We start from the raw sequence: 21,158 nt of genomic DNA on the forward strand, positions 1-21,158 counted from the left end.
TGTCGGAGATACGCGCACGGCAGCTCCTCCGACGACAGGATCCCAGAGACGCTTTCGGCCGGCGCAGCGCACGGCTCCGTGATTCTCCGGTTCATGAGGGAAGAGGAACCCACCGGAGGATTCGGACCTTCACTTGCCGGCTCCGCCCCGTGCCATGGGCGGCCGCACCCTATGCTCACGGGCATACTGGCCTGCCAGGCATCGCTGAAGGCCATGCCGCCCCGATCCGGGGTCGCGGTGATGGAGCCGGTTACCCTCATTACCGTTGTCCCGTTGCCGGGCGGCCTACAAGCCAGATACGCCCTGCGCTGTTGAACCATCAGAAATCCTCCTTTAGGGCCCGTGCCAAGAGCAAGGGCCGGCGACGCCGAAACTTCAGCCTCGAGCCCGGACCGGTGCGGTTGAGAGCTTGCTGCGCACGTCCTGGCGCCTTGGCGCATCTGGCCGGGTGACCCGGGCAGATGGACCGGCCGGACAATTGCGGGGCACACTGTCGTGCGCGGTCTGTCCGGCGGCACTCACTGCCGGCCTTCATGAGTTGTCCTGAACGGCACCGGCAGACGGCGTCTCCGGTTGCTGGTCCGGTGCCCTGCGTGCCGGGTCCTGGGAGTTGAGAATACGTATAGCGAGGCTCAGCGAAACGGTCAGGATAGTTCCGCTGGTAGCGGTCCATAAGCCAGTGGCAGGTGCAGGGGTCGCGGCGAGGGCAGCCGTCAGTGAACCTGCCGCCAGCACTGCAGCGGCGACGAGCATCCAAAATGCCCGATGTGCCCGTCTGCCCCGGGAAGGAAATGTTGGTGACGTGCGCATGCTCACGCCCCCAGATGCTCTTTGACCGGAATGACGAAAATCAAAAGTGTAAGCGTCAAGATGCTCAGCAACAGCACAAGGCCAACAGCGATCGAGACGGGGCGCCGTCGCCACAGCCGGTTCCGGCTCCGGTCTGCAAAGGGAACCGCGGCCAGGACGATGAAAAGGGCGACCTCAGCAAAAAGGATTGCGGGCAGACCGAACCAGTCTTCCAACGTGTATAGCCACCAAAAATTCCATGGTGGCCGGGTCACTTCGATTCCGGCGACCGGCGTCGCGCCGACCGGGGGTGGAAGGAATACCGCCAGGATGCCAAGCACGCCCGCCAGCACCAGACCGAACGCGCCGATGCGGCGTAGGTGATGGGTGAAGGGTTCGGTCGGTTCCGCAGCCGAGGCCTGTTCCCCTGAGATATCGGCCGGCAGCGATGGGTGGGGAGAGATTTTGTGGCGTTTGACCAGAAGCCCGTGCAGAGTCACGAGTACCAGGATGGTTCCTGGAAGGATCACCACATGCGCGCCGTAGATTCGCACAAGGATCGACACCTGATTCGCGAACGCGGCGGAAAACCAGAACCCGGCCCCGCCGAGCAGATCCCCGATCTCCACATTGTGCCCCAGCGCTTCAAAGCCCTCCTGATCCCATTTCAGGACTGTTCCCGTGAACAGGGCAAGGGTGATCAATGCGAACAGTGCGACGCCGATGAGCCAGTTACCTTCGCGCGGACGTTTGAAGGAGCCGGTAACGAAAACCCTGATCAGGTGCAGTGCCGCAGTGACATACATTGCCTGGGACGCCCAAAAGTGCACGCCACGCAGAACACTTCCGCCCCAGACGTCCAGGACGATGCCGCGAACCGACTGGTTAGCCGTTTCCGGAGTGGGGCTGTAGAACTGGACCAGCAGAATGCCGCTCACCACCAGGATTCCGAAGGCTACTGCCGTGACACCCCCCAGGCTCCAGGCGAGGGAGTTTGCGTGTTCCGGGACGGCGTACCCCAGGGCGCCGATGCCCAGCCGCTCATCGATCACATCCAGCAGGCGCCGGGCGCGACTGCGGTGTGGCGCCTGTGCCGGGGTTTCGCCCCCGATGGTTGCCGGTTCATCGTTCATATCAGATTTACCGCTCCTTTCGGCGTGACCGCTCATGCTTCGATGGCAGATTCTGGCGTCTGTGCTTCCAAGCCAGCAGCAATCGCAACTCCCGGACATTCATGTGTGGACGGAACACATATGCCAGAGCTAATCCCGTGAGAATCGCCAGCATGGATACTGTCAAAAACCCCCAGCCCGCTCCCGTTAGCCCTCCGCGGGGCGGGAGCGGGTCAAGGACGGTTGTTGTCCCGGTCTCATCGCCGGTCGCGGGCTTCAACGTGCTGAGGGCCGCCGAGATGGACTCCTGCAGCAAGGCACGTCCCCTGACAGAATTTCCGGCCTCGAGGGCGGCCTTGGCCTGTTGGAGTTCAGCCACGGATACCCCCTCCTGGTCCGGCGCAGCCAGGGCCGCGTCGATTTTCTCCAAGGCGGGGCCCACATCGGCCGCATCATGGACGAGGTGCCCCAGCGCCTGTTGAACCAATAGATACGCCTCTGAGGAAGAATTTCCCTCGTCGGCAGATGCCAGTGCGGCCGATCCAACCCCGCCGACGAGGAACAGACAGGCCAGCAGGACAGCCGCGCACGTTCTTCTGGCACAGAGCGGCCGCGACACCGGATGTCCCTTGGCGTGCTGGCCGAATCTTCCCGATCCGGGTTTCGTTCGCATGGATGCCTCCCAACATGGATGATTCCTGCATCGAGTGCCCGACCGGCAGCGCCCGCAGGCCGAAGCATGGCTACTGAGGTTGGTCAGTGCCGCCGTGGACGCGCGGTACGCCTTTGTTCTTGCCGAACCGGGGGATGAAGCCTGGAACGTTGCGGGCATAGGAGAGGTACGCCTCTCCGAATTCGGCCGCCATGTCTTTTTCCTCCCGACGGGCGAGGCGGTGGTAGACGACAACCAGGATCGGGAACATGATCAGGGTCAGGAGGGTGGGCCACTGCAGCAGGAAACCAAACATGATCGTCAGGAACCCCAGGTACTGCGGGTGGCGGAGCCGGGCGTAGATACCAGTGACCGCCAGCCGGTGCTCCGTCTGTGCCGCATACAGCACGCGCCATGCCTGATACAGCAGGATGAAGCCGGCAGCTATAAGCACGTTGCTCAGCAGGTGGAGAGGGCTCAGATGCGGATCTCCTTGCCAGCCCATCAGGTCCTGCCAAAGGTGCCCGGAATTGTGCGTCAGGAGGTTGAGATTCGGGAACAGGCTGCTCAGCCAGCCGGAGAGGAAGTAAATGGTCAGCGGGAAGCCGTACATCTCCGTGAAGAGGGCGATCACGAAGGCAGCGAACACCCCGAAAGCCCGCCAGTCGAGTTTCGTTTTCGGTTTGACGAAGCTGAAGGCGAAAACAATGAATATGGCGGAGTTCAGAATCACCAGGAACCACAGGTTGTACCCGAAGTCAGTTGCCATTGCCCGCACTCCGTCCTGCGGTTCCGTCGGGGCCGTCTCCGTGGCCTCCGTGGCCTCCGTGTCCGCCGTGTCCGCCGTGTCCGAACAGGTGCATCGCCATCATCCCCACAACGAAGACGTAGGGCAGTGCGTCCAGCAGATGCAGCCAGTGGTTGGTAAGTAGGTAGATCACGGCGATGATAATCAGGACGGTCAGCCCCCCACGGATAAGCAAGGCCCTGCCGTCAGGAACAGGGCGAATGGGGGAACTTGGCTCTGGCTGGCTGCCGCCCGGATGCTGGTGGTCGTGGTTCATGGCTGGTCTCCCGGCAGGATGCCGGTACCTTTGGTGCAGTGCACGATCGCCTGCTCCACGTCCAGGTACCGCAGTTGCGGCTGGTTGCCGGTCACCGTGACGTTGACGTATTGACGGCTGCGCAGGACGCTGATCACGCCCGGCCGGCGGGAGAGCGTGGCTTCGACGATGCTCTTGGATGAGGCCCGCTGGACACCTGCCACCTCCATGACCGCAGTTTGCGTTCTATTGCTCATTGCAGAAATTCCCCTCAGGGTTCGATCTCGCTCGATAGGGTTGAGGAAGGTCCGGCGTCGTGCTCCTGGCGCACAGGCCGGGAAATGAGGTTTGCCTGGCCGGACGGCCTAGTTGATGCTGGGGTACGTACGCCTCGGGCGCCTGGATGCAGGGTCGGATGCCGATGCGCCGCCAGATCAGAGTCCGGAGGGCAGACGTCTCCTATACGCGGCTGATGGAAAGCCGGATGAGCGATACAGGGTGGAGGGGTGCCCCGGGGGCCCCGGGCAGCGCAACGGCTGGCTGTGTTGCTGCGCCGGCAGCAGCACAGTCGGGGGGTGCTGGCATTGATGCGGCAAAGACGGCTAAAGACAGCACATCAGGGCAAGCTACAGTCAGGCCCAGGTTCATGGGGCAATGTTCGGTACGTGCCGGAAAGGGTTGCTCCCCGGGGTCCTGATCCGCAGCCACAACGGTGCCACCGGAAAAGATGCGCCCGAGGCTCACGGCGTCAGTGGCATCCGTGTCGGACGACGTAATGCTGTTCGACGTAGCGCCTGGCGGGGTTTCTTTGGCGGACGTCATCGGCAGGTCAAGAATTCCGGTAATGGCGACGAGAAACGACAGCACAGCGACAACTGCGCCCACACGGGAAAAATGGTGGTTCCGTCGCGTGGAATGACGCACTTTTCCCATCCCCGTGTTCATCGCAAATAGTGCCGGCAGGTTTCGCCTCTGCAACGATCATACCGACCCATTTGCGGGGAACTTCAAGTCCTTGTCACAAAGGAATCTCGTCGCAGTGATGGTCGGCACGTACTTCGGTTCCCAGAGGACGGAGATATGTGTGAAGGGGCCAAAATAGTGCCGCTTCCGTCAAGAGTTGTCGCAACGGGTGGGTGCCGCCCTCGGCCTGGCCACCCTGACGGCCCTGCTGGCCGGCGGCCGGGGCGCACAGCTGGGCATCCCGATCAGGGGCCCGCAGGTCCTCGAAGACGCCCTGACGTCTGTCCGTCGCGGGAATCCACAGCTTCTCCGGGGCTGCCAAGGAGGAGTTCCTGGCCCTGGCCGGTGCCGTTGAAGCCGCCAGTGAACATCCCATCGCCCGCCGTCGCCCGCGCAGCCAAGGGCGAAGGGCCACTGAAGCACGTCACCGGCTTTGAGAGCGCACCCGGCGGAGGAAGTCCGGGGAATGGTGGACGGCGGCCGGGTGGTCGCCGGGCGCGCCGGGTGGCTTCAGGACAACGACATCATCCCTGAGGACCGCCATCAAACGGCTTTGAAAGTCCTGGAGGAACCGGCGCCACCGTCATCTGGATCGGTGTCGATGGCCAGGCTGCCGGAATCACCAGCCTCGGCTACACCGTCAAGGACGGCTCCGCGGCCGCCGCCGCCCGGCTCAAAGCGCTCGGGCTATGGCCCATTCTGCTGACCGGCGACAATACCGCCGTCGCGGCGATCACTGCCGCCGACGTGGGCATCCCGGCCAGGGATGTACTGACGGTGGTTTTCCCGGAAGGCAAGGTGGAGGTGGTCCGGAGGCTATAGGCATCCGGGGCTACCGTGGCGATGGCCGCGTCCGACCTGACGGTCATGGGAAACGACCTCGGCCGGATGGCCCAGGCCATCGAGCTGTCGCGCCGTACCCTGGCCATCATCAAGACCAACCTGTTCAACTCGCTGCGCCTGCGTCGTGTCGTCTGGGCCACGCTTGAAGATCCTTGAGTGGACCTGTCGCCCGCGGCGCCGGTTCCGGTCGGGCATGGCTGAGGCATCGGAGCCGGATGCCAGGACGGGGAAGCGCCGTCGAACACGCAAGGGCCGGTGGGGTTGCTGCCCCCAAGGCAGCAACACCACCGGCCTTTGGCGCGTGCGCTTAGGCGCCGGCCCGAACGAACGTGACGGGGCCGGTGGCGGTCAGCCACGACAGAGGATGCACGACGGTCTGGTTCTTGCCGTTCATACCGGAGCTGAGCACCTGGCCATTGCCGACGTAGATGCCGATGTGGCCCGGCTGAATGACCATGTCGCCGGGCTGCGCATTCCCGACGACCTTCCCATATTTCATGAACTGCATCGGGGCCAGGTCCCCGACAGGCATGCCCGCAGATCCCAGGGCCTTTTCCACCAGACGGGTGCAGTCCTGCACCATGCCAAGCTGCGCGTACGCGGCGGAAACCATTGCGGCGTTGGCCCCGCCGGCCGCCGGAACGGCAGCGGGCGCAGCCGCGGCCTGCGGCTGGACGGCGATGCGGGCCTTCGCGGCCGGCGCCTGGACGGCCGCTGCCGGCCGCGGTCCTGCAACTGCGGCCGCCGGCTTTTCGATGACCGGTGCCGCGGTGGTGCGGACGGCCGGGCGCTCAAAGGAAATCCGGACGCTGGAGTCTGCACTCAGCGGCGCCGGGGCCTGGTTGGACACCTCAAGGTTCGAAGCGGGAGCCGAATCCCGCATTGCCGGGGCCTCGGCGGCCTGGGCCGCGATTCCACTGGTCAGAACCATTCCCGACGCGGCAGCGATGACGGCGGCCTGGCGGCCGATCCCGCCGGCGTTGTCTGCGACGGCTTTGGAGATCGCCGTAAGCGGGCTGGTGTTTACGGTGACCGCGCGACGGCGGCCGTGAGCTTTGCCTGTAGACATGAAAAAGTAGCCTCTCCCAATGCCTGCGGGGTTAGCTGTCGGATTCGGATGGGAGACACCCGGCCGCATTCCCTGCAAAAGATGCAGTGGTGCGGCTTCACCCCAAGGCCTGAGAACAGGCCAACATGTGGTTTCCCCGTCTCTGCCGGACGATGTTGCGAACGGATCCCGGGCAGCGGCAGAGTTAGGCAATCGGCTCGGGAGTGCCGTTCTCGGAGAAAGCCGGCACGGATTCGACCGTACGGTAAAACTCTGGGGATGTCACATTACGGTAACGAAGCCCGGTGAGGCCGGCGGCGGCTCCTTCTCCGGCTCCGGCTGCCTCCCTCCGGAGATTCGAATGCCCGCGAGAGGAGGAAGCCTGCCGCGGCGCGCGCCGAGCGGCGTCCTGAGACTTCCTTGAGTCCGAGCGTGGCCCTAACCGCACCGCACGCTTTGCAACGCATACCCCTTAGGGGTATGTTTGGGGTGTTGTCAGTGAAGTGGTTAGTCTAGGCCCATTGAACCATCGGCCGTCACTGCCGTTCAACCCCAGCACCCGCATCGCGCCGTTTTGTAAAGAACGAACTGACATGTGCGGAACAGATACCCGGACCGAGCTTCCCTTGCCGCCACGGAACCGTTTGCCTGCACGTGTTGTTCACCCGCCGCCGTCGCGACCCCGACCGCCTGGCTTCTTTGCCGGATGAAACTCAACCTGCCACAAGTTCGTTGAACCCGGCAGACGCCGCTGCCGGCACGGCCCGGTAACCTTTATGGAAGACAACCCGCTTGGAAGGAGGATCCTCGTGACCGACGCCTTACCCCGCCGCACTGCAGCGATCCTCCGCCGCGCGAGCCTGCTGGCCGGGCTGCTGGCAATCATCGCCGGGATCCTCGGCATGCACGTGATGACCGGCCCCCACAGCATGCCGGCCTCCGCCGGCATCCCGGGCGCGGAGGTGTCGCTGGTGATGCAGCCACCGGCCACCGCACACTCGGCCCATGCCCCCGAGGCCGCAACGGCCAAAGGGAGTTCACTATCACCGGATACAACGTCCATGCCGGGGCCGTCCTGCGCTGACCTCGGCGGGTGCACAAAGATGTCCGCCATGGATGCCTCGTGCATTCCGTCCCCCGGCAACGCATCGCTGGCAGCCCCGTTGCCCGGGAACACCCCTTTTGCAGCACACGACGACGCCGATGCGCGGACCCCGGTCTCCGCATACTCCTACCGTCCGGGAAGTCCTTCTCCGGGCCAGCTCTGCATCAGCCGGACGTAAAAGGCTGATCCGCGCCGTGTCCTGACCGGCGCACGAGCCCTTACCCTGACGCGCCCTGCCGGAACTCCGGCCACATTGCTGTGCGCGTCGCCAGCGAACGGCGCCCCGCGCCGGTTGATGTTGAAGGACCCCATTTTCGTGACAAGAATTCTTACAATTTCAGCGACCACCCTTGCAGCTGCCATCGCGCTGACCGGATGCTCCGCCGGTTCCAGCGGCAGCAGCATGCCCGGCATGAACCATGGCAGCTCCGGAATGTCCGCTAGCTCAGCCCCGGTTGCTGCCGGGGACCACAACGCCGCCGACACCATGTTCACCCAGGGGATGATCCCGCACCACGCCCAGGCCGTGGAAATGAGCGACATGATGCTCAAGAAACAGGGCATCGACCCGAAAGTGACTGCCCTGGCCACGAAGATCAAAGCGGCCCAAGGACCCGAGATCACCACCATGACAGGCTGGCTCACGACCTGGAACGAGCCAAGCCAAATGTCCGGCGGCCACAGCATGACCGGCATGATGGGCGACGACGACCTGAAGAAGCTCGACGCCGCCCAGAGCACCGACGCGGCCAAGCTGTTCCTGACTCAGATGATTGCCCACCATCAGGGGGCAGTCATGATGGCCAAGACCGAAGAATCAGACGGCAAAAACGCCGACGCGGTCGCTCTCAGCAAGAACATCGTGGTTTCCCAGCAAGCGGAGATCCAGGACATGAAAGACCTACTGGACACCCTGTAACCGGCGGCACCGTTCCCCGACGCTCCCGTGCTGCCTCTCATTTCCGTCCGTCCCTGTCTTGGAGTCCTCAATGCCCCATTCCTACATTCCCCGTCTGCGGATTGCTGCGGTCACCGCCGCCGCGGCTGCCCTTGTCCTGACCTTGTCGGCCTGCGCCCCAGCTGCCGTCCCCGCCGCCCCGAACCCACGCCAAAACGCCGGCAACAGCCTTCCCAGCGCCCACATCCACGGTCTGAGCGTCAACGGTGAAACCGGTCAGGTGCTCCTGGCCACCCACGAAGGCCTGTACGACGTGTCCAAAAGGACGGCCATCAAAATCGGCCCCACCAACGACCTCATGGGTTTGGCGGCCGCCATGGATCAGGGGGTGTTCTACGCTTCGGGCCACCCGGGCGAAGGATCGTCGCTGCCGAACCCGCTGGGTCTGATCAAGACCCGCGACGGCGGAAAGACCTGGCAACAGGTGTCCCGGCAGAACGAATCCGACTTCCACGCCCTCGCGGCGACCAAGTCCGGGATCGTGGCGTTCGACGGGACACTGCGCACCAGCACCGACGGCAAAAACTGGACAACAGTAGCCGCCGGGTTCGCCCCGGCAGCCCTGGCCGGGTACCCCTACAGCGACACCGTCCTCGCCACCACCCAGGAGGGCGTGCAGCGATCGACCGACGGCGGCGCCACCTGGACGCCGGACAAATCCTCCCCGATCATCCAGTTCGCAGCCTTCGCCAGCGCCAAGGAGGCCGTCGGGGCCGCGCCCGACGGCACGGTGTACTACTCCGCGGACGCCGGCACCACCTGGAAACGAACCGGCAAGATCACCGGCGAGGTCCAGGCCGTCGCTGCAACGGAAGGCACGGACGGGAACCCCTGGATCTGGGCCGCCACCTCCACGGGGCTGGTGGTTTCCACCGACGGCGGGACCACGTTCCGGCCCTCCGACGCGGACTGAACCAATGGACATCGGCGGATTCTTCGCATCCACGGTGACCTCCGGCGCCCTGATCATCGCCATTCCCCTGGCCATGGCGGCAGGGCTGGTGTCATTTCTTTCCCCCTGCATCCTGCCCCTGGTTCCGGGCTATCTAGGGTATGTGTCCGGGCTGACCGACCCGACCCGGCCGCGCAACCGCCGCCGCGTCATGGCCGGGGTCGGTCTCTTCGTGCTCGGCTTCGCCGCCGTGTTCACCCTTTACGGGGCGGCGTTCGGAGCGATCGGATCCTGGCTCCTGCGCTGGCAGGATGTCCTAATGCGCGGCCTCGGCGTCATCGTGATCCTGATGGGCGCCGCCCTGCTCGGACTCATCCCCTGGCTGCAGCAGACCCGCAAGATCACCCTCGGCCGCCGGACGGGACTGGCCGGCGCACCGCTGCTGGGCATCGTCTTCGGACTCGGCTGGACCCCCTGCATGGGGCCGACACTCAGCGCCGTCCTGTCCCTGAGCGTCACGACCGCCAGCGCGGGCCGCGGGGCACTGCTGGCCTTCGCCTACTGCCTGGGCCTCGGCATCCCCTTCACCCTAACCGCCATGGGCCTGAACTGGGTCAGCACCGCCCTGGCCTTCGTCCGACAACACATCCGGGTCGTCAACATCGCCGGAGCCTCGATGCTGATCATCCTGGGCGTGCTCATGGTCAGCGGACTCTGGGTGCAGTGGATCTATCAGCTCCAGAACCTCTCCGGAACCTTCCTCACCCCCATCTGACACCGGCGGCCCGCAAACGGCCGCCTCCGAAGGACCTCAAATGAACAACCACACCGATCACCCCCTGGGCCGGCGCCGCTTTCTGGGCCTGTCCGTCGCCGGGGCCGCCGCCGCGGCCCTCGCGGCCTGCACCAACACGCAACCCGCCGCGGGCCTGCCGGACAGGGTCATGCCCACCGACCCGCTCGTCGCCGACTACGAAACCCGCAGGGCGTTCAGCGGAAAAACCGTCACCCAAAAAATCACCGCCGGTTCGGTGCAGGCAACCGTCGCCGGGAAGCCCGTCACTACGTGGGGCTACGACGGAGGAATCAGCGCCCCCACCCTGCGGGCCACGGCCGGCAACCGACTCCAAGTTGCACTGACCAACCAGCTGAAGGATGTAACCAGCATCCACTGGCACGGCCTCGCGCTGCGAAACGACCAGGACGGCGTCCCGGACCTCACCCAGGACCCCGTCGCCGCGGGTGCCGGGTTCACCTACGATTTCCGGCTCGCCCACCCCGGCACCTACTGGTACCACTCCCACGTGGAAATGCAACGCGAACGCGCCCTCTACGGGGCACTGATCATCGAGGACCCGGCCGAAAAACTCGTCTACGACCGGGACTGGGTCATCGTCCTCGATGACTGGATGGACGGCATCACCGGCACCCCGGATGACGTCCTGAAAGAGCTCTCCGCCGGCATGTCGATGCCCGGGACGTCCATGCCCGGCATGGACCACGGCACCATGTCCGGGTCCATGGAAGCCTCACCCTCCCCGTCAGGCTCCGGCGGATCGACAGGCATGGGGATGAAGCACATGCTGATGGGCTCCCGCAGCGAGTTCCTCGGCGGGGACGCCGGGGACGTCAGCTACCCCTACCACCTGTTCAACGCAAAAGCCCCGGAGGAGGCCGAAATCCTGACCGCCACGGCGGGGCAGGTCATCCGGCTGCGGATAATCAACGCCGCCGGAGACACCGCCTACCGAGTCGGCATCCCCGGCCAGAAACTCACCCTCACCCACACCGACGGATTCCCGGTCCAGCATCAGGACGCCGACGCCGTCGTGCTCGGCATGGGCGAACGCATCGACGCCCTCCTCACTGTCAAGGAAGGGTTCACCCCCGTGATGGCGCTGCCGGAAGGCAAAACCGGCCAGGCCCTGGGATTCATCAGCACCGGCACGGGCAAAAAGCCCCTTCCCGCCGTGCTGCCGGACACCCTGGACGGCACCGTCGTGGACGGCGGGCAGCTCAAAGCCGACCCCGCGGTCGTCCTTGCGGCCAAAACTCCGGACCGCACCTACGAACTCAAACTCACCGGCGGCATGGCCAAGTACGACTGGGGGATCAACGGGCACCGCTTCGACATGACCAAGCCGTTCGAGAACGCCTTCGACATCAAAGCCGGCGAACGCATCGAAGTGAAATTCATCAACGACACCGACATGTGGCACCCCATGCACCTGCACGGCCACACCTTCCAGGTCGGCGCCGGCGGGGCCCGCAAAGACACCGTCATCGTCCGTGCCAAACAGAGCGTCACGGTGATCTTCGACGCCGACAACCCCGGCCAGTGGCTCACCCACTGCCACAACGCGTACCATGCCGAACGCGGCATGATGGGCGTCTTCTCCTACATCAAATAAGGGATCCCTACCATGAACACCCCTGTCGCGACAGACCTGTTCTTCCCCTCCCCCGCCGTCAGCGCCTTCCAGCTCGGGCCGTTGACCATACGCTTCTACGCCCTCGCCATCCTGGCGGGCATCGGGATCGGCGTCTGGCTCACTGCCCGCCGGCTCCGGGCCAGAGGCGGCACCACGTCCCAGACCCTGGACATCGTGGCCTGGGCTGTGCCCTTCGGCATCATCGGCGGCCGGCTCTACCATGTCATCACCGACAACCAGCTCTACTTCGGCCCGGGCAGGGACCCCTGGGGTGCGCTGCGGATCTGGGAGGGCGGCCTCGGGATCTGGGGAGCCGTCGCCCTCGGGCTCGTCGGTGCCGGGATCGGCGCCCGCCGCGCCGGGGTCCCCTTCGCGGCCTTCGCGGACGCGGCCGCCCCCGGGCTGCTCCTGGCCCAGGCCCTGGGCCGGTGGGGCAACTGGTTCAACAATGAACTCTACGGGGAGCCCACGGACCTGCCCTGGAAACTCCAGATCCATGCCATGAACCAGGCCACGGGCCAGGCCTTGACCGCTCCCGACGGGACACCGGTGGTCCTCGGTTACTTCCAGCCGACCTTCCTGTACGAGTCGCTGTGGTGCCTGGCCGCAGCATCACTGCTGATGTTCCTGGACCGCCGGTACTTGCTCGGCGCCGGATCGGTGTTCGCGCTCTACATCGTGTTCTACACTGCCGGGCGTTTCGTGTTCGAACTGATGCGCTCGGACCCTGCCAACCTGATCCTGGGCCTGCGGGTCAACACGTGGGTCTCCGGCCTGCTCTTCCTCGCCGGCCTGGCCCTCTTCCAGCGGCTCAGGACCCGTCCCCGCTCCGCCGTCCCACCCGCCCCCGTCCCCAGGCAGGACTCTGACGCTCCCGGCAAAGGAATCCCCGCATGAGCAACACCAGCAAACGTCGTTCCGAACACCAAGCCATCCTCGCCGCGATCCGCGGCCGGCAACAGGCCAAACAGCGCCGCTTCAACATCCTCGTCTACGGCGGGTTCGGTCTCGTCCTGGCCGCCATTATCACCGCCGTCGCCCTGGCCGTCACCGGGTCCATCCAGGAACGGAACGCAGCCGCCGAAGCGGCCAAAAAACCCATCGACGGGATCCAGACCTTCGCCGGCCTGTCCCGCAACCACGTCCAGAACGCCGCCGCCTACCCTCAGGAGCCCGGCGTCGGAGGCGACCACTCCCCCGGCTGGACGAACTGCGGGGTCTACACCGACCCGGTCAACGAACAACGGGCCGTCCACTCGCTGGAACACGGCGCCGTCTGGATCACCTACAACCCCGGCCTGCCGGCCGCCGAGATCACCAGACTCACCACCTTGGCCAAAAATAAGCCTTACGTCCTGCTCAGCCCGGACAAAGACCAGAGCGCCCCGGTCACCGCCACCGCCTGGGGCACCCAACTGGCAGTCCAGGACGCCGGCGATTCCCGCATCCCCGCCTTCATCGGCGCCTACGCACAGTCCCCGAAAGCACCGGAACCCGGTGCCCCCTGCACCGGCGGAACTAACGGCTAAGCGCACCATCTCTCAAGCAAAGGCTAACCCATGAAGAAGTTCCACAAACCCAAAGCAGAGGCCGACTCCGAGTCAAACTACCGCCGGCACCGGCAGCTCGTCCGGATCGGACAGATCCTCATGGCCGCCGGCGCCCTGGTCGCCATCAGCCACTGGATCGCCCACCTGGCACCCGCCGGACAGGGACCGAGCATCACCCAGGACATCTTCCTCGGCTACCCCGCCGGCGGGCTGCTGATCCTCATCGGCGCCGTCCTCGCCGGACGCACCGAGACCAAGAAGCGCTGAACATGCCGCCCTGGGACGTTGTCCTGACCTCCTGGACCGTGAACTGGCCGGCCCTGGCCCTCCTGGTCCCCGCCGCCGTCCTGTATGCCCGCGGCCTTCGCGCCGCCAGGCGCAGGAGGATCCACTGGCCGTGGCATCGGACATGGACGTTCTACGTCCTGGGGCTGGGCAGCTTCGCCGCGCTCAGCTTTGGGTTCACCGGGGTCTACAGCCACGACCTGCGCTGGGTCTTCACCCTGAAGATCACCTCATACCTGTTCATCGTCCCGCTCCTCGTCACCGCGGGCAAACCCCTTACGCTCGCCAGGGCGACGCTGGGACCGGACGGCGTGGCACGCCTCCGGTCATTCCTGGCGCACCCGGTGATGCGGTCGCTGAGTAACACCGTCGTTGCCGCGCTGCTGGGCCTGGGAATGTTCACCCTCTTCCTGACCCCGCTGTTCCACCCCTTGCGGACCGACCCGCTCTGGGACGTGGCCCTGACCCTTCTGGTGCCGCTGACCGGGATGCTGATGGTGGTACCGATCATCGAAGACGATTCGGCCAAAGCCGTCAGCGCGCTGATCATCGTCGAATTCATCTACGTCTTCATCGAACTCGTCGCCGACGCCGTGCCCGGGATCATGATGCGCATCAGCCCGCAGATCCTGGACGGGGCCAGCCAGGCCCTCACCGGGCATCCGGCCTGGCTGCCCGGCGCGTTACGGGACCAACAGCTCGCCGGGGACCTGCTGTGGTTCCTGGCCGAAATCGTCGATGTGCCGCTGATCATCCTGATGTTCGTCCGCTTCGCCCGCAGCGACCGGAACGAGGCGACCTCCTTCGACAGCCTCACCGATGATCAGCTGGACGCGCTGAACCGCGAACACTTAAGCGGCCCGCACGGACCCCGCGGCAGCAGCAGCGATGCCTGAAGCCCTCCACTCCCCGGATTTTCCGGAGAGCCGCGGTGAGCCCGCTCAGATGAACGCGGCGGCGGGGCTTGGGGAAGCGGCCGCACGCATACCCGCTGGGGTATGTAGTGCGTCAACTCTATCCAACCTCGCCTCGAAGTTAAATTCCGTTATCAAAGGACAGCCATGCATAAGCCCAGCCTCCCGACGCCGCCAGCCGCCGCTCTCCGGACTCTCGGGACACCGCCGGATTTCTCCCGGCGCCGCCTGCTCTCCTCAGCCCTTCTGGGCGCGCTGGGCGCCACCGTCCTTGCCGGATGCGCCTCCGGCGACCCTCTCGCCCAGCAGGCCAAAGCCGGCGACAACAAAAACTACATCGCCGGAGACGGGTCTGTTACCGAATATGCCGCAGCCGAGCGGAAGCCACCGGTAGTAGTGACGGGGGAACAGTACGACGGGACGGTCGTTAACTCTGGTGACTGGGCCGGAAAAGTGATCGTCCTGAACTTCTGGTATGCCGCGTGCGCCCCATGCCGGCTCGAAGCTCCCCGGCTGGAAGCGCTCTGGAACGAGTTCAAACCACAGAATGTCCTGTTCTACGGTGTCAACGTCCGCGATGAGGAAGCCGCCGCTCTCGCCTTCGAACGGACCTTTGGAATCACGTACCCCAGCATGCAGGACAAAAACGGGGGCGTCTTGCTGGTCATGACCCAATACGTGCCGCCGCAGGCGGTCCCGTCCACCCTCGTCCTGGACAAACAGGGACGCGTCGCCGCCAGGATCCTCGGCCTGGCCGATCTAAGCATCCTCAAATCCCTCATCGCCGGCGCCGTAGCCGAAGGCTAGCTGGGAATCCGTTGCTGTCGGAGGCCGGGCGCAGAGAGGCGCATCGACGTTGAAGGTTCCGGTAAAGCTGCCCGGGTTGGCCGATCATTGGCCTCCCAGTGTCCCAGGGTTACGTTGGAGGAGGCGAGCGGCTCCAGCGGCCGGAGCAATACCATGAGCCATCACACCAGTGCGATGCTCGATGCCCACCCCAAAGGTGCAGGGATGGCCGATGAGGACAGGCGCCGAGTGCATTGCCGCGTGCTTTCAATGTGCCCAGGCCTGTACGGCGTGAGCGGACGCATGTCTGGCCGAAGACATGGTCGCCGATCTTACGACATGCATCCGCACGGACCTGGACTGCGGTGACATCTGTGCCGCGACCGGCAGCCTAGTGTCCCAGCGGACCGGAACCAACCGGGTTTCACCCAGCGATGGTCGCGTTGTTCCATATGTTGCTTCCCTGAAAGCTGCCACCGGGAATGTCCTCCAGCAGGTTACCGAAGAGATTTAGGCGCGGCCGGGGATAGGGTCCCATTGCCCATCGACGAACGGGGAGCGACACGGTATCAACTGGTCGATTCGATGGTGCTGTCGAGCGTGGACAGCGCGTCGCGGAGTCTGGTGTCGGCGTCGTCGGCGATCTCCCGCACGGCGGGGCTGTCGCTCAGACGGACCATGGTCTGGGGGTCGATGGCCTGGATGGTGGTGTGGTCAGATTCCTTGCTGCGGCGGATGACGACATTGCAGGGCAGCAAAGCGCCCAGATCCGGTTCTGCGGCGAGAGCGCGGCTGGCAAGGGCCGGGTTGCAGGCCCCCAAAATGATGTAGTCACCGATCGCGTCGGCGGCATCGACGCCGAGCTTGGCTTCAAATGTGGCACGGACGTTGATTTCGGAGAGGATGCCAAATCCCTGCCCGGCGAGGGCTTCGCGCGTGCGCTGCACGGCTTCTTCCCAGGTCAAGGGGACAGTGATGGTATGCGTATAGCTCATGATGCTCCTTGGTTCGACGGTGTCAGAATTGGTCAGGCACGGGAGAAAGAAGTGCTTTTCCAGTCCTTCCTTCGTGTTTATTGCTGACAGCTTTGCAGACAATGGGCTGCCCCAGCCCGCTGGCAGTGACTTCGACCCGGGCGCCTGGGGCGGTTGACGACCTGGCGAGGCTCGATGAAACGAGTTCCCCGGCGGGTGCCAGATCAAAGCCGGTATCGGCTCCCAGTATATACCCCAGGGGGTATTTTGACTGCTCCTGGGAGCACTGAGGTGCCGGTTGGTGGTCTTTGCCATCTTTGTGGTCTTCGCCAAGGTGCGATTATTGGCAACTGCTGCGCCGGGGTGTGTTTCTTCAGTGTCTGCATGGACCCTGACTATGTCTTGATCGTCTGCGTGGTGGCTGATGCTCCCGGTACTCACGGTCGTCTAACTGCGCCTGGCCGAAGTGAGCAGCAGGCCATGCTGGCCGGATTGGGCGTGTCAGTACGCGACCTACCGCCAAGAGGTGCCCGCGCTCATCCCCCACCACCGGCACCGGCACCGGCACCGGCACCGGAGCATCCAGAGCTGAAGCACAGGACCGTGCACGAGCCGGATGCGTTCAGGGACGACAGTCGAGCCCCGGGCGAAACGGGCGGGGACGCCGCCACAAACTCTTGCCGCGCGGGACGGCCGGCACGCCCTTGATCCCTTCTCCGGCGCAGACCATCCTTGAGTACAACCGGAAACCGCAAAGGAGACTGACATGAACCACCACGGGGATCCCAACGTCGAGGCCGCGGTCCGGACGGCGGGCCTGATCGCCGCCCTGACCTACATCGACCATGTCGGATTCCACGGCATCGCCACCAGCCTCACGGGGGCATCGCCACGAATCGACCGAAGCTGGCCGGGATCGATCGGCAATGCCCGGACAGCGGTCGCAGCCATTGACTGGCCGAACGAAATCCAGACCCTTGCCGAAAGGTTCGCCGCAGCAGCACAACGACTGGCGTCCGCGCTCGACCAGCGCGACATAAGCGTTACCGCGGAGCCTGCACAGGAACTGCATGTGGCATATCACGCCCTTAGCGACGCCGGCTGGGCTTACCTCGCAAAGGCCGCCGGCATCCCGGAGGAAGGCATGACCGCGCACCATCACGAGCACGACACTCCGCCCTCGGCGCTCTAGCTCCATGTCTGAGGCCGGCCTGCATCCTCAAGACGTCCCCGCACCGATCATGCGCAGGAGGGTTTGGCGGCTACTGGTCTGCATGGGGTTGGGGCCGTGCCCGGACCACGAGCACGACGCAACCGGCGTGGTGGAGTATCTGCGTGGACACGGATCCGAGCAGCAGTCCGGTGAATCCGCCGAGCCCGCGGGAGCCGACGACAATGAGGTCCGCATCCTTGGACGCTTTCAGGAGTACGGTGGCGGCCGGGCCCTGGGTGACTTCACCGGTGACGGGTACACCTTCGGAGTCGACGCGCTTGAGGGCATCGGTCTGCGTTGTCCGGGCCACCTGTTCGAAGATGTCAGGGTCCCACCTCAGTCCTTCCATGCCGACCGTGACTGGTGGGTAGTCCCAGGCCGTCACGGCGCGGACGTGACCGTGGCGCAGCCGGGCTTCGTCGACGGCCCATTCGAGGGCGATGCGAGACTCGGCTGAGCCGTCCACGCCCACGGTAATGCTGAAGGTGTCGTTGCCGCTCATGGGCTGGACCTTTCACTCGAAGCTCAGACTGAGCCCGTCACGGCGGTGCCTCTAACGTCCGGCTGCCGGGGTCAGGGGCCGGGGAGCAGCCACGGGGGCCGGACCGGGCTGACCCGGGCGGGGCAGGCGCAGTCGCTTGAGGAGCAGGGCGTTGACCGCGACGAGGAAGCTGGAGCCTGACATGGACAGCGCGGCGATCTCGGGGCTGAGAACGATTCCGGCGAACGCGAAGACGCCGGCGGCGATCGGAAGGGCAATGGCGTTGTAGCCGACGGCCCAGCCGAGGTTCTGGCGCATTTTGCGCAGGGTGCCTTTGCCGATCCGCAGTGCGATCGGCACGTCGAGCGGATCGGAGCGCATCAGCACGACGTCGGCCGTTTCGATGGCCACGTCGGTTCCGGCACCGATGGCGATGCCGAGGTCCGCCTGGGCCAGGGCGGGGGCGTCGTTAACGCCGTCCCCGACCATGGCGACTTTCTTCCCGGCCTGTTGCAGTTCGGCGACCCTGGCGGATTTGTCGCCCGGCAGCACCTCGGCGATGACGGTGTCGATGCCGAGCTGGGCGGCGATCCGCCGTGCGGTGGCCTCGTTGTCGCCGGTGAGCATGACGACTTCGATGCCGGCCTCGTGCAGGGCCGCGACGGCGGGGGCCGCCGTGTCCCGGGCGGCGTCGGCGAGGGCGATGACCGCCGCGGCGCGCCCGTCGACGGCGGCGAGCACCGCGGTGCGTCCCGTTGCGGCCAGTTCGTCACGGACCGCGGCCAGGCCGCCCAGGTCGATGCCTTCGTTGGCCATGAGTTTGCGGTTTCCGACCAGGATCCTGCGTCCGTTGACGGAGGCTCCGGCGCCGTGGCCGGGCACGTTCAGGAACTCGGAGGCAGCCAGCACCGGCGCGCCCCTTTCGCGTGCATACTGGACGACGGCGGCGGCCAGGGGGTGTTCGGATTCCTGCTCCACGGCGGCGACGAGTGCCAGGAGTTCGATTTCGTCGATGCCATCGACGACGACGTCGGTCACCTCGGGTTCGCCCTTCGTCAGGGTCCCGGTCTTATCCATGACAACGGTGTCTATCCGGGCCGAGGTTTCCAGGGCCGTGGCGTTCTTGAACAGCACCCCTCGTTTGGCGCCCAGTCCGGTGCCGACCATGATGGCCGTCGGTGTGGCCAGCCCCAAGGCATCGGGGCAGGTGATGACCACGACCGTGATGGCGAACAGCAGGGCGACCTGTACTCCGGCGCCTAGGGCGAGCCAGGCCGCGAAGGTCACGGTTCCTCCGATGAGGGCGACCAAGACCAGCCAGAACGCGGCCCGGTCGGCCAGGCGCTGCCCGGGGGCTTTGGAGTTCTGGGCCTCCTGGACGAGGGCGACAATCTGGGCCAGGGCGGTGTCGGCGCCGACCTTGGTGGCACGGACCCGCATCGTGCCCGTGGTGTTGATCGATGCCCCGATCACCTCTGAGCCGACCGTCTTGCTGACCGGCAGGCTTTCGCCGGTGACCATCGATTCATCGACCTCGGACTGCCCGTCCTCGACTTGGCCGTCGACAGGGATCTTCGATCCCGGCCGGACGAGGAGCAGGTCGCCGGTTTGGACCTCGGATGTGGGGACTTCCACGGTTTCGCCGTCGCGTATGACGACTGCGACCGGCGGTGCTAGTTCGAGCAGGGTACGAATGGCCTCGTTGGCTCCGCCACGGGCGCGCATTTCAAACCAGTGGCCCAGCAGCACGAAGGATGTCAGGACGGTGGCGGCCTCGTAAAACACCTCGCCGCCGCCGGTCAGTGTGACCCCGAGGCTGTAGAGCCAGCCGGCTCCGACGGCGATCGCGACCAGCACCATCATGTCCAGGGTGCGGGCCTTCAGCGCCCGGTAGGCGCCGTCGAAGAAGATCCAGGCGGAGTAGAAGATCACGGGCAGGGAAAGGATGAGGGCCATGACGTCGTCGCGGAGGCCGAACGGCGTCGGGACGGTGAATCCGAGCATGCTGCGCCCCATCGGGGAGAACAGCGTCACGCCGACAGACAGGATGGCGGCGACCAGGAACCTGTTGCGCATGTCCCGGACCATGTCATCCATCGACATTCCGCCGTGGTGCCCGCCGTGACCCATCATCTCCTGCGAGCTGCGCGGGGCGGGCCCGGGAGCGTGAACGTGGCCCGGCATGGTCATGCCGGGACGCATCCCCTCATGACCCGCGTCCGTCACCGCCTGTGCGGACGCGGGGTGGGCTGCATGACCATCATGCCCACCACGGTGATGCCCGCCGTCTGCCGGGGCGGCGTTGGCCGACGCGGCCGCCGGTTCCTCCATGGGGTAGCAGATATGCTCCGGCACTGACTGTCCACGGCAGTGGTAGCCGCAATCGATGATCCAGCCGCTGATCTGCTCAACGGAGGTCCGGGACGGGTCGAAGGTGACCGTGGCCGTTTGGGCAACAGCGTTCGCATCAACAGCCGTGACGCCTGGCTGGCCGCCGAGCACCTTTTCGATGATTGCTTTGGACGTTGCCCATTGCAGACCCTGGACTTCGACCGTTGTGCTTTTGAGTGTCTGTGGCATTGCTGCTCTCTCGATAGTGATGACAGGCATCTGGGACGCCGTCCGTCCCTTGGATCCAGGAGGCAGGTATGGCCTAGCTCCGGTGCAGGCTGTATCCGGCCTTCGTCACGGCTCCCCTCACATCGTCCAGCGACAATTGTGAGCGGCTGGCGACGGTGACCGTGGACGTCTTGCCCGGAGTCAGGGAGACGCGTACATCCGTGACGCCGGCAACCTTTTTCAAGTGCGTGATCACTCCCGAGGCGCATCCTGCGCAGGTCATGCCCTCGACCTCGTAGTCAGTCACGACGATGGATCCGGCGTCTTGAGGGCGGCCGATCTGAAGCCCGGACGCCGGTGCCGGGGCGCAGCAGGAGCAGCCGGACGTTTCGGCGGCAGGAGTCGATGGGGTGGAGGAAATGTCGCTCACGATTTGGTCCGTTCATTCGCTGTCGAGGAACGGGACCGCCCGGTGTGCAGCCCCGCGGGACCTTCACTGCGTGTGAACCTTTCGGCTCGGACGCGACTTTCCGGTGAACTCACCGTATACCCCCTAGGG

21 protein-coding genes, 2 pseudogenes and 1 riboswitch are annotated in these 21,158 nt (G+C 65.5%); of the genes and pseudogenes, 13 read left to right on the forward strand and 10 right to left on the reverse strand.

What is annotated here, in order from left to right:
• Nucleotides 1–812: 812 nt before the first annotated feature.
• The 5 genes from C9424_RS00230 to C9424_RS21585 form a co-directional block, all read right to left on the reverse strand.
• Nucleotides 813–1,922, reverse strand: a complete 1,110-nt coding sequence (locus tag C9424_RS00230; protein ID WP_116764988.1) for a cytochrome b N-terminal domain-containing protein — start codon at nucleotides 1,920–1,922, stop codon at nucleotides 813–815.
• A gap of 7 nt (nucleotides 1,923–1,929) precedes the next feature.
• On the reverse strand, nucleotides 1,930–2,574 hold the full coding sequence (locus tag C9424_RS00235) for a hypothetical protein (protein ID WP_133247460.1): 645 nt from the start codon (nucleotides 2,572–2,574) through the stop codon (nucleotides 1,930–1,932).
• A 70-nt stretch (nucleotides 2,575–2,644) separates the two neighbouring features.
• Complete coding sequence (locus tag C9424_RS00240) at nucleotides 2,645–3,322, reverse strand: methyltransferase family protein (RefSeq protein ID WP_116764990.1); 678 nt, start codon at nucleotides 3,320–3,322, stop codon at nucleotides 2,645–2,647.
• The gene (locus tag C9424_RS00245; RefSeq protein ID WP_202615719.1) at nucleotides 3,312–3,536 is read right to left on the reverse strand and encodes a DUF2933 domain-containing protein; all 225 of its coding nucleotides are present in this window, start codon (nucleotides 3,534–3,536) and stop codon (nucleotides 3,312–3,314) included. The genes C9424_RS00240 and C9424_RS00245 overlap by 11 nt, the downstream gene beginning before the upstream one ends.
• A gap of 77 nt (nucleotides 3,537–3,613) precedes the next feature.
• Entirely contained in the window at nucleotides 3,614–3,826 is a 213-nt protein-coding gene (locus tag C9424_RS21585; RefSeq protein WP_202615720.1) for a hypothetical protein, read from the reverse strand.
• Between the two features lie 911 nt (nucleotides 3,827–4,737).
• Here C9424_RS21585 and C9424_RS21590 point away from each other — a divergent pair.
• Nucleotides 4,738–5,507, forward strand: a pseudogene (locus C9424_RS21590) (HAD family hydrolase); the annotation flags it as partial.
• Between the two features lie 202 nt (nucleotides 5,508–5,709).
• Here C9424_RS21590 and C9424_RS00265 read toward each other — a convergent pair.
• Nucleotides 5,710–6,471 carry an NlpC/P60 family protein gene (locus tag C9424_RS00265; protein ID WP_116764993.1) on the reverse strand — a complete coding sequence of 254 codons (762 nt, stop codon included), beginning with the start codon at nucleotides 6,469–6,471 and terminating at the stop codon, nucleotides 5,710–5,712.
• A gap of 6 nt (nucleotides 6,472–6,477) precedes the next feature.
• A riboswitch (cyclic di-AMP (ydaO/yuaA leader) is annotated at nucleotides 6,478–6,672 on the reverse strand.
• Nucleotides 6,673–7,259: 587 nt separating this feature from the next.
• Here C9424_RS00265 and C9424_RS00270 point away from each other — a divergent pair.
• From C9424_RS00270 to C9424_RS21815, 11 genes and pseudogenes are all read left to right on the forward strand, one after another.
• Nucleotides 7,260–7,733, forward strand: coding sequence for a hypothetical protein (locus C9424_RS00270; protein ID WP_116764994.1), 474 nt, complete (start codon nucleotides 7,260–7,262; stop codon nucleotides 7,731–7,733).
• Between the two features lie 117 nt (nucleotides 7,734–7,850).
• Nucleotides 7,851–8,474 (forward strand): DUF305 domain-containing protein, encoded by a 624-nt coding sequence (locus tag C9424_RS00275; RefSeq protein ID WP_116764995.1) that lies wholly within the window; start codon nucleotides 7,851–7,853, stop codon nucleotides 8,472–8,474.
• A 70-nt stretch (nucleotides 8,475–8,544) separates the two neighbouring features.
• A complete protein-coding gene (locus C9424_RS00280) occupies nucleotides 8,545–9,426 on the forward strand; it encodes a F510_1955 family glycosylhydrolase (protein ID WP_116764996.1) in 882 nt (293 codons plus the stop codon).
• Nucleotides 9,427–9,430: 4 nt separating this feature from the next.
• Nucleotides 9,431–10,180 (forward strand): cytochrome c biogenesis CcdA family protein, encoded by a 750-nt coding sequence (locus C9424_RS00285; RefSeq protein WP_116764997.1) that lies wholly within the window; start codon nucleotides 9,431–9,433, stop codon nucleotides 10,178–10,180.
• Between the two features lie 40 nt (nucleotides 10,181–10,220).
• Nucleotides 10,221–11,816 (forward strand): multicopper oxidase family protein, encoded by a 1,596-nt coding sequence (locus tag C9424_RS00290; RefSeq protein ID WP_116764998.1) that lies wholly within the window; start codon nucleotides 10,221–10,223, stop codon nucleotides 11,814–11,816.
• A gap of 12 nt (nucleotides 11,817–11,828) precedes the next feature.
• A complete protein-coding gene (gene lgt / locus C9424_RS00295; protein ID WP_116764999.1) occupies nucleotides 11,829–12,734 on the forward strand; it encodes a prolipoprotein diacylglyceryl transferase in 906 nt (301 codons plus the stop codon).
• Entirely contained in the window at nucleotides 12,731–13,366 is a 636-nt protein-coding gene (locus C9424_RS00300; RefSeq protein ID WP_116765000.1) for a DUF3105 domain-containing protein, read from the forward strand. The genes lgt and C9424_RS00300 overlap by 4 nt, the downstream gene beginning before the upstream one ends.
• A gap of 30 nt (nucleotides 13,367–13,396) precedes the next feature.
• Nucleotides 13,397–13,654, forward strand: a complete 258-nt coding sequence (locus tag C9424_RS00305) for a hypothetical protein (RefSeq protein WP_116765001.1) — start codon at nucleotides 13,397–13,399, stop codon at nucleotides 13,652–13,654.
• Between the two features lie 2 nt (nucleotides 13,655–13,656).
• A complete protein-coding gene (locus tag C9424_RS00310) occupies nucleotides 13,657–14,568 on the forward strand; it encodes a cytochrome c oxidase assembly protein (RefSeq protein ID WP_116765002.1) in 912 nt (303 codons plus the stop codon).
• Between the two features lie 165 nt (nucleotides 14,569–14,733).
• The gene (locus C9424_RS00315; RefSeq protein ID WP_116765003.1) at nucleotides 14,734–15,393 is read left to right on the forward strand and encodes a TlpA family protein disulfide reductase; all 660 of its coding nucleotides are present in this window, start codon (nucleotides 14,734–14,736) and stop codon (nucleotides 15,391–15,393) included.
• A 153-nt stretch (nucleotides 15,394–15,546) separates the two neighbouring features.
• A pseudogene (locus C9424_RS21815) lies at nucleotides 15,547–15,790 on the forward strand (four-helix bundle copper-binding protein); the annotation flags it as partial.
• Nucleotides 15,791–15,941: 151 nt separating this feature from the next.
• Here the strand turns inward: C9424_RS21815 and C9424_RS00325 are convergent.
• On the reverse strand, nucleotides 15,942–16,367 hold the full coding sequence (locus C9424_RS00325) for a DUF302 domain-containing protein (protein WP_116765004.1): 426 nt from the start codon (nucleotides 16,365–16,367) through the stop codon (nucleotides 15,942–15,944).
• Between the two features lie 745 nt (nucleotides 16,368–17,112).
• On the opposite strand from C9424_RS00325, the gene C9424_RS00330 reads away from it, so the two are divergent.
• Nucleotides 17,113–17,538 carry a hypothetical protein gene (locus C9424_RS00330; RefSeq protein WP_116765005.1) on the forward strand — a complete coding sequence of 142 codons (426 nt, stop codon included), beginning with the start codon at nucleotides 17,113–17,115 and terminating at the stop codon, nucleotides 17,536–17,538.
• A gap of 70 nt (nucleotides 17,539–17,608) precedes the next feature.
• Here C9424_RS00330 and C9424_RS00335 read toward each other — a convergent pair whose 3' ends face one another.
• The 3 genes from C9424_RS00335 to C9424_RS00345 all read right to left on the reverse strand — a co-directional run bounded on the left by C9424_RS00335 (nucleotide 17,609) and on the right by C9424_RS00345 (nucleotide 21,029).
• Entirely contained in the window at nucleotides 17,609–18,061 is a 453-nt protein-coding gene (locus C9424_RS00335) for a universal stress protein (RefSeq protein ID WP_116765006.1), read from the reverse strand.
• Nucleotides 18,062–18,112: 51 nt separating this feature from the next.
• Entirely contained in the window at nucleotides 18,113–20,620 is a 2,508-nt protein-coding gene (locus C9424_RS00340; RefSeq protein WP_116765007.1) for a heavy metal translocating P-type ATPase, read from the reverse strand.
• A gap of 73 nt (nucleotides 20,621–20,693) precedes the next feature.
• On the reverse strand, nucleotides 20,694–21,029 hold the full coding sequence (locus tag C9424_RS00345; RefSeq protein WP_237563223.1) for a heavy-metal-associated domain-containing protein: 336 nt from the start codon (nucleotides 21,027–21,029) through the stop codon (nucleotides 20,694–20,696).
• Nucleotides 21,030–21,158 lie beyond the last annotated feature (129 nt).

It is taken from the genome of Arthrobacter sp. H-02-3, assembly GCF_003097355.1.
GTDB classification, from domain to species: Bacteria; Actinomycetota; Actinomycetes; order Actinomycetales; family Micrococcaceae; genus Arthrobacter; species Arthrobacter humicola.

What these genes read in the sequence shown, in the direction of transcription:
- C9424_RS00230 (WP_116764988.1), bottom strand. Translation starts at nt 1,922, where the DNA reads ATGAACGATGAACCGGCAACCATCGGGGGCGAAACCCCGGCACAGGCG.
- C9424_RS00235 (WP_133247460.1), bottom strand. Translation starts at nt 2,574, where the DNA reads ATGCGAACGAAACCCGGATCGGGAAGATTCGGCCAGCACGCCAAGGGA.
- C9424_RS00240 (WP_116764990.1), bottom strand. Translation starts at nt 3,322, where the DNA reads ATGGCAACTGACTTCGGGTACAACCTGTGGTTCCTGGTGATTCTGAAC.
- C9424_RS21585 (WP_202615720.1), bottom strand. Translation starts at nt 3,826, where the DNA reads ATGGAGGTGGCAGGTGTCCAGCGGGCCTCATCCAAGAGCATCGTCGAA.
- C9424_RS00265 (WP_116764993.1), bottom strand. Translation starts at nt 6,471, where the DNA reads ATGTCTACAGGCAAAGCTCACGGCCGCCGTCGCGCGGTCACCGTAAAC.
- C9424_RS00275 (WP_116764995.1), top strand. Translation starts at nt 7,851, where the DNA reads ATGTTGAAGGACCCCATTTTCGTGACAAGAATTCTTACAATTTCAGCG.
- C9424_RS00280 (WP_116764996.1), top strand. Translation starts at nt 8,545, where the DNA reads ATGCCCCATTCCTACATTCCCCGTCTGCGGATTGCTGCGGTCACCGCC.
- C9424_RS00285 (WP_116764997.1), top strand. Translation starts at nt 9,431, where the DNA reads ATGGACATCGGCGGATTCTTCGCATCCACGGTGACCTCCGGCGCCCTG.
- C9424_RS00290 (WP_116764998.1), top strand. Translation starts at nt 10,221, where the DNA reads ATGAACAACCACACCGATCACCCCCTGGGCCGGCGCCGCTTTCTGGGC.
- lgt (WP_116764999.1), top strand. Translation starts at nt 11,829, where the DNA reads ATGAACACCCCTGTCGCGACAGACCTGTTCTTCCCCTCCCCCGCCGTC.
- C9424_RS00300 (WP_116765000.1), top strand. Translation starts at nt 12,731, where the DNA reads ATGAGCAACACCAGCAAACGTCGTTCCGAACACCAAGCCATCCTCGCC.
- C9424_RS00305 (WP_116765001.1), top strand. Translation starts at nt 13,397, where the DNA reads ATGAAGAAGTTCCACAAACCCAAAGCAGAGGCCGACTCCGAGTCAAAC.
- C9424_RS00310 (WP_116765002.1), top strand. Translation starts at nt 13,657, where the DNA reads ATGCCGCCCTGGGACGTTGTCCTGACCTCCTGGACCGTGAACTGGCCG.
- C9424_RS00315 (WP_116765003.1), top strand. Translation starts at nt 14,734, where the DNA reads ATGCATAAGCCCAGCCTCCCGACGCCGCCAGCCGCCGCTCTCCGGACT.
- C9424_RS00325 (WP_116765004.1), bottom strand. Translation starts at nt 16,367, where the DNA reads ATGAGCTATACGCATACCATCACTGTCCCCTTGACCTGGGAAGAAGCC.
- C9424_RS00330 (WP_116765005.1), top strand. Translation starts at nt 17,113, where the DNA reads ATGAACCACCACGGGGATCCCAACGTCGAGGCCGCGGTCCGGACGGCG.
- C9424_RS00335 (WP_116765006.1), bottom strand. Translation starts at nt 18,061, where the DNA reads ATGAGCGGCAACGACACCTTCAGCATTACCGTGGGCGTGGACGGCTCA.
- C9424_RS00340 (WP_116765007.1), bottom strand. Translation starts at nt 20,620, where the DNA reads ATGCCACAGACACTCAAAAGCACAACGGTCGAAGTCCAGGGTCTGCAA.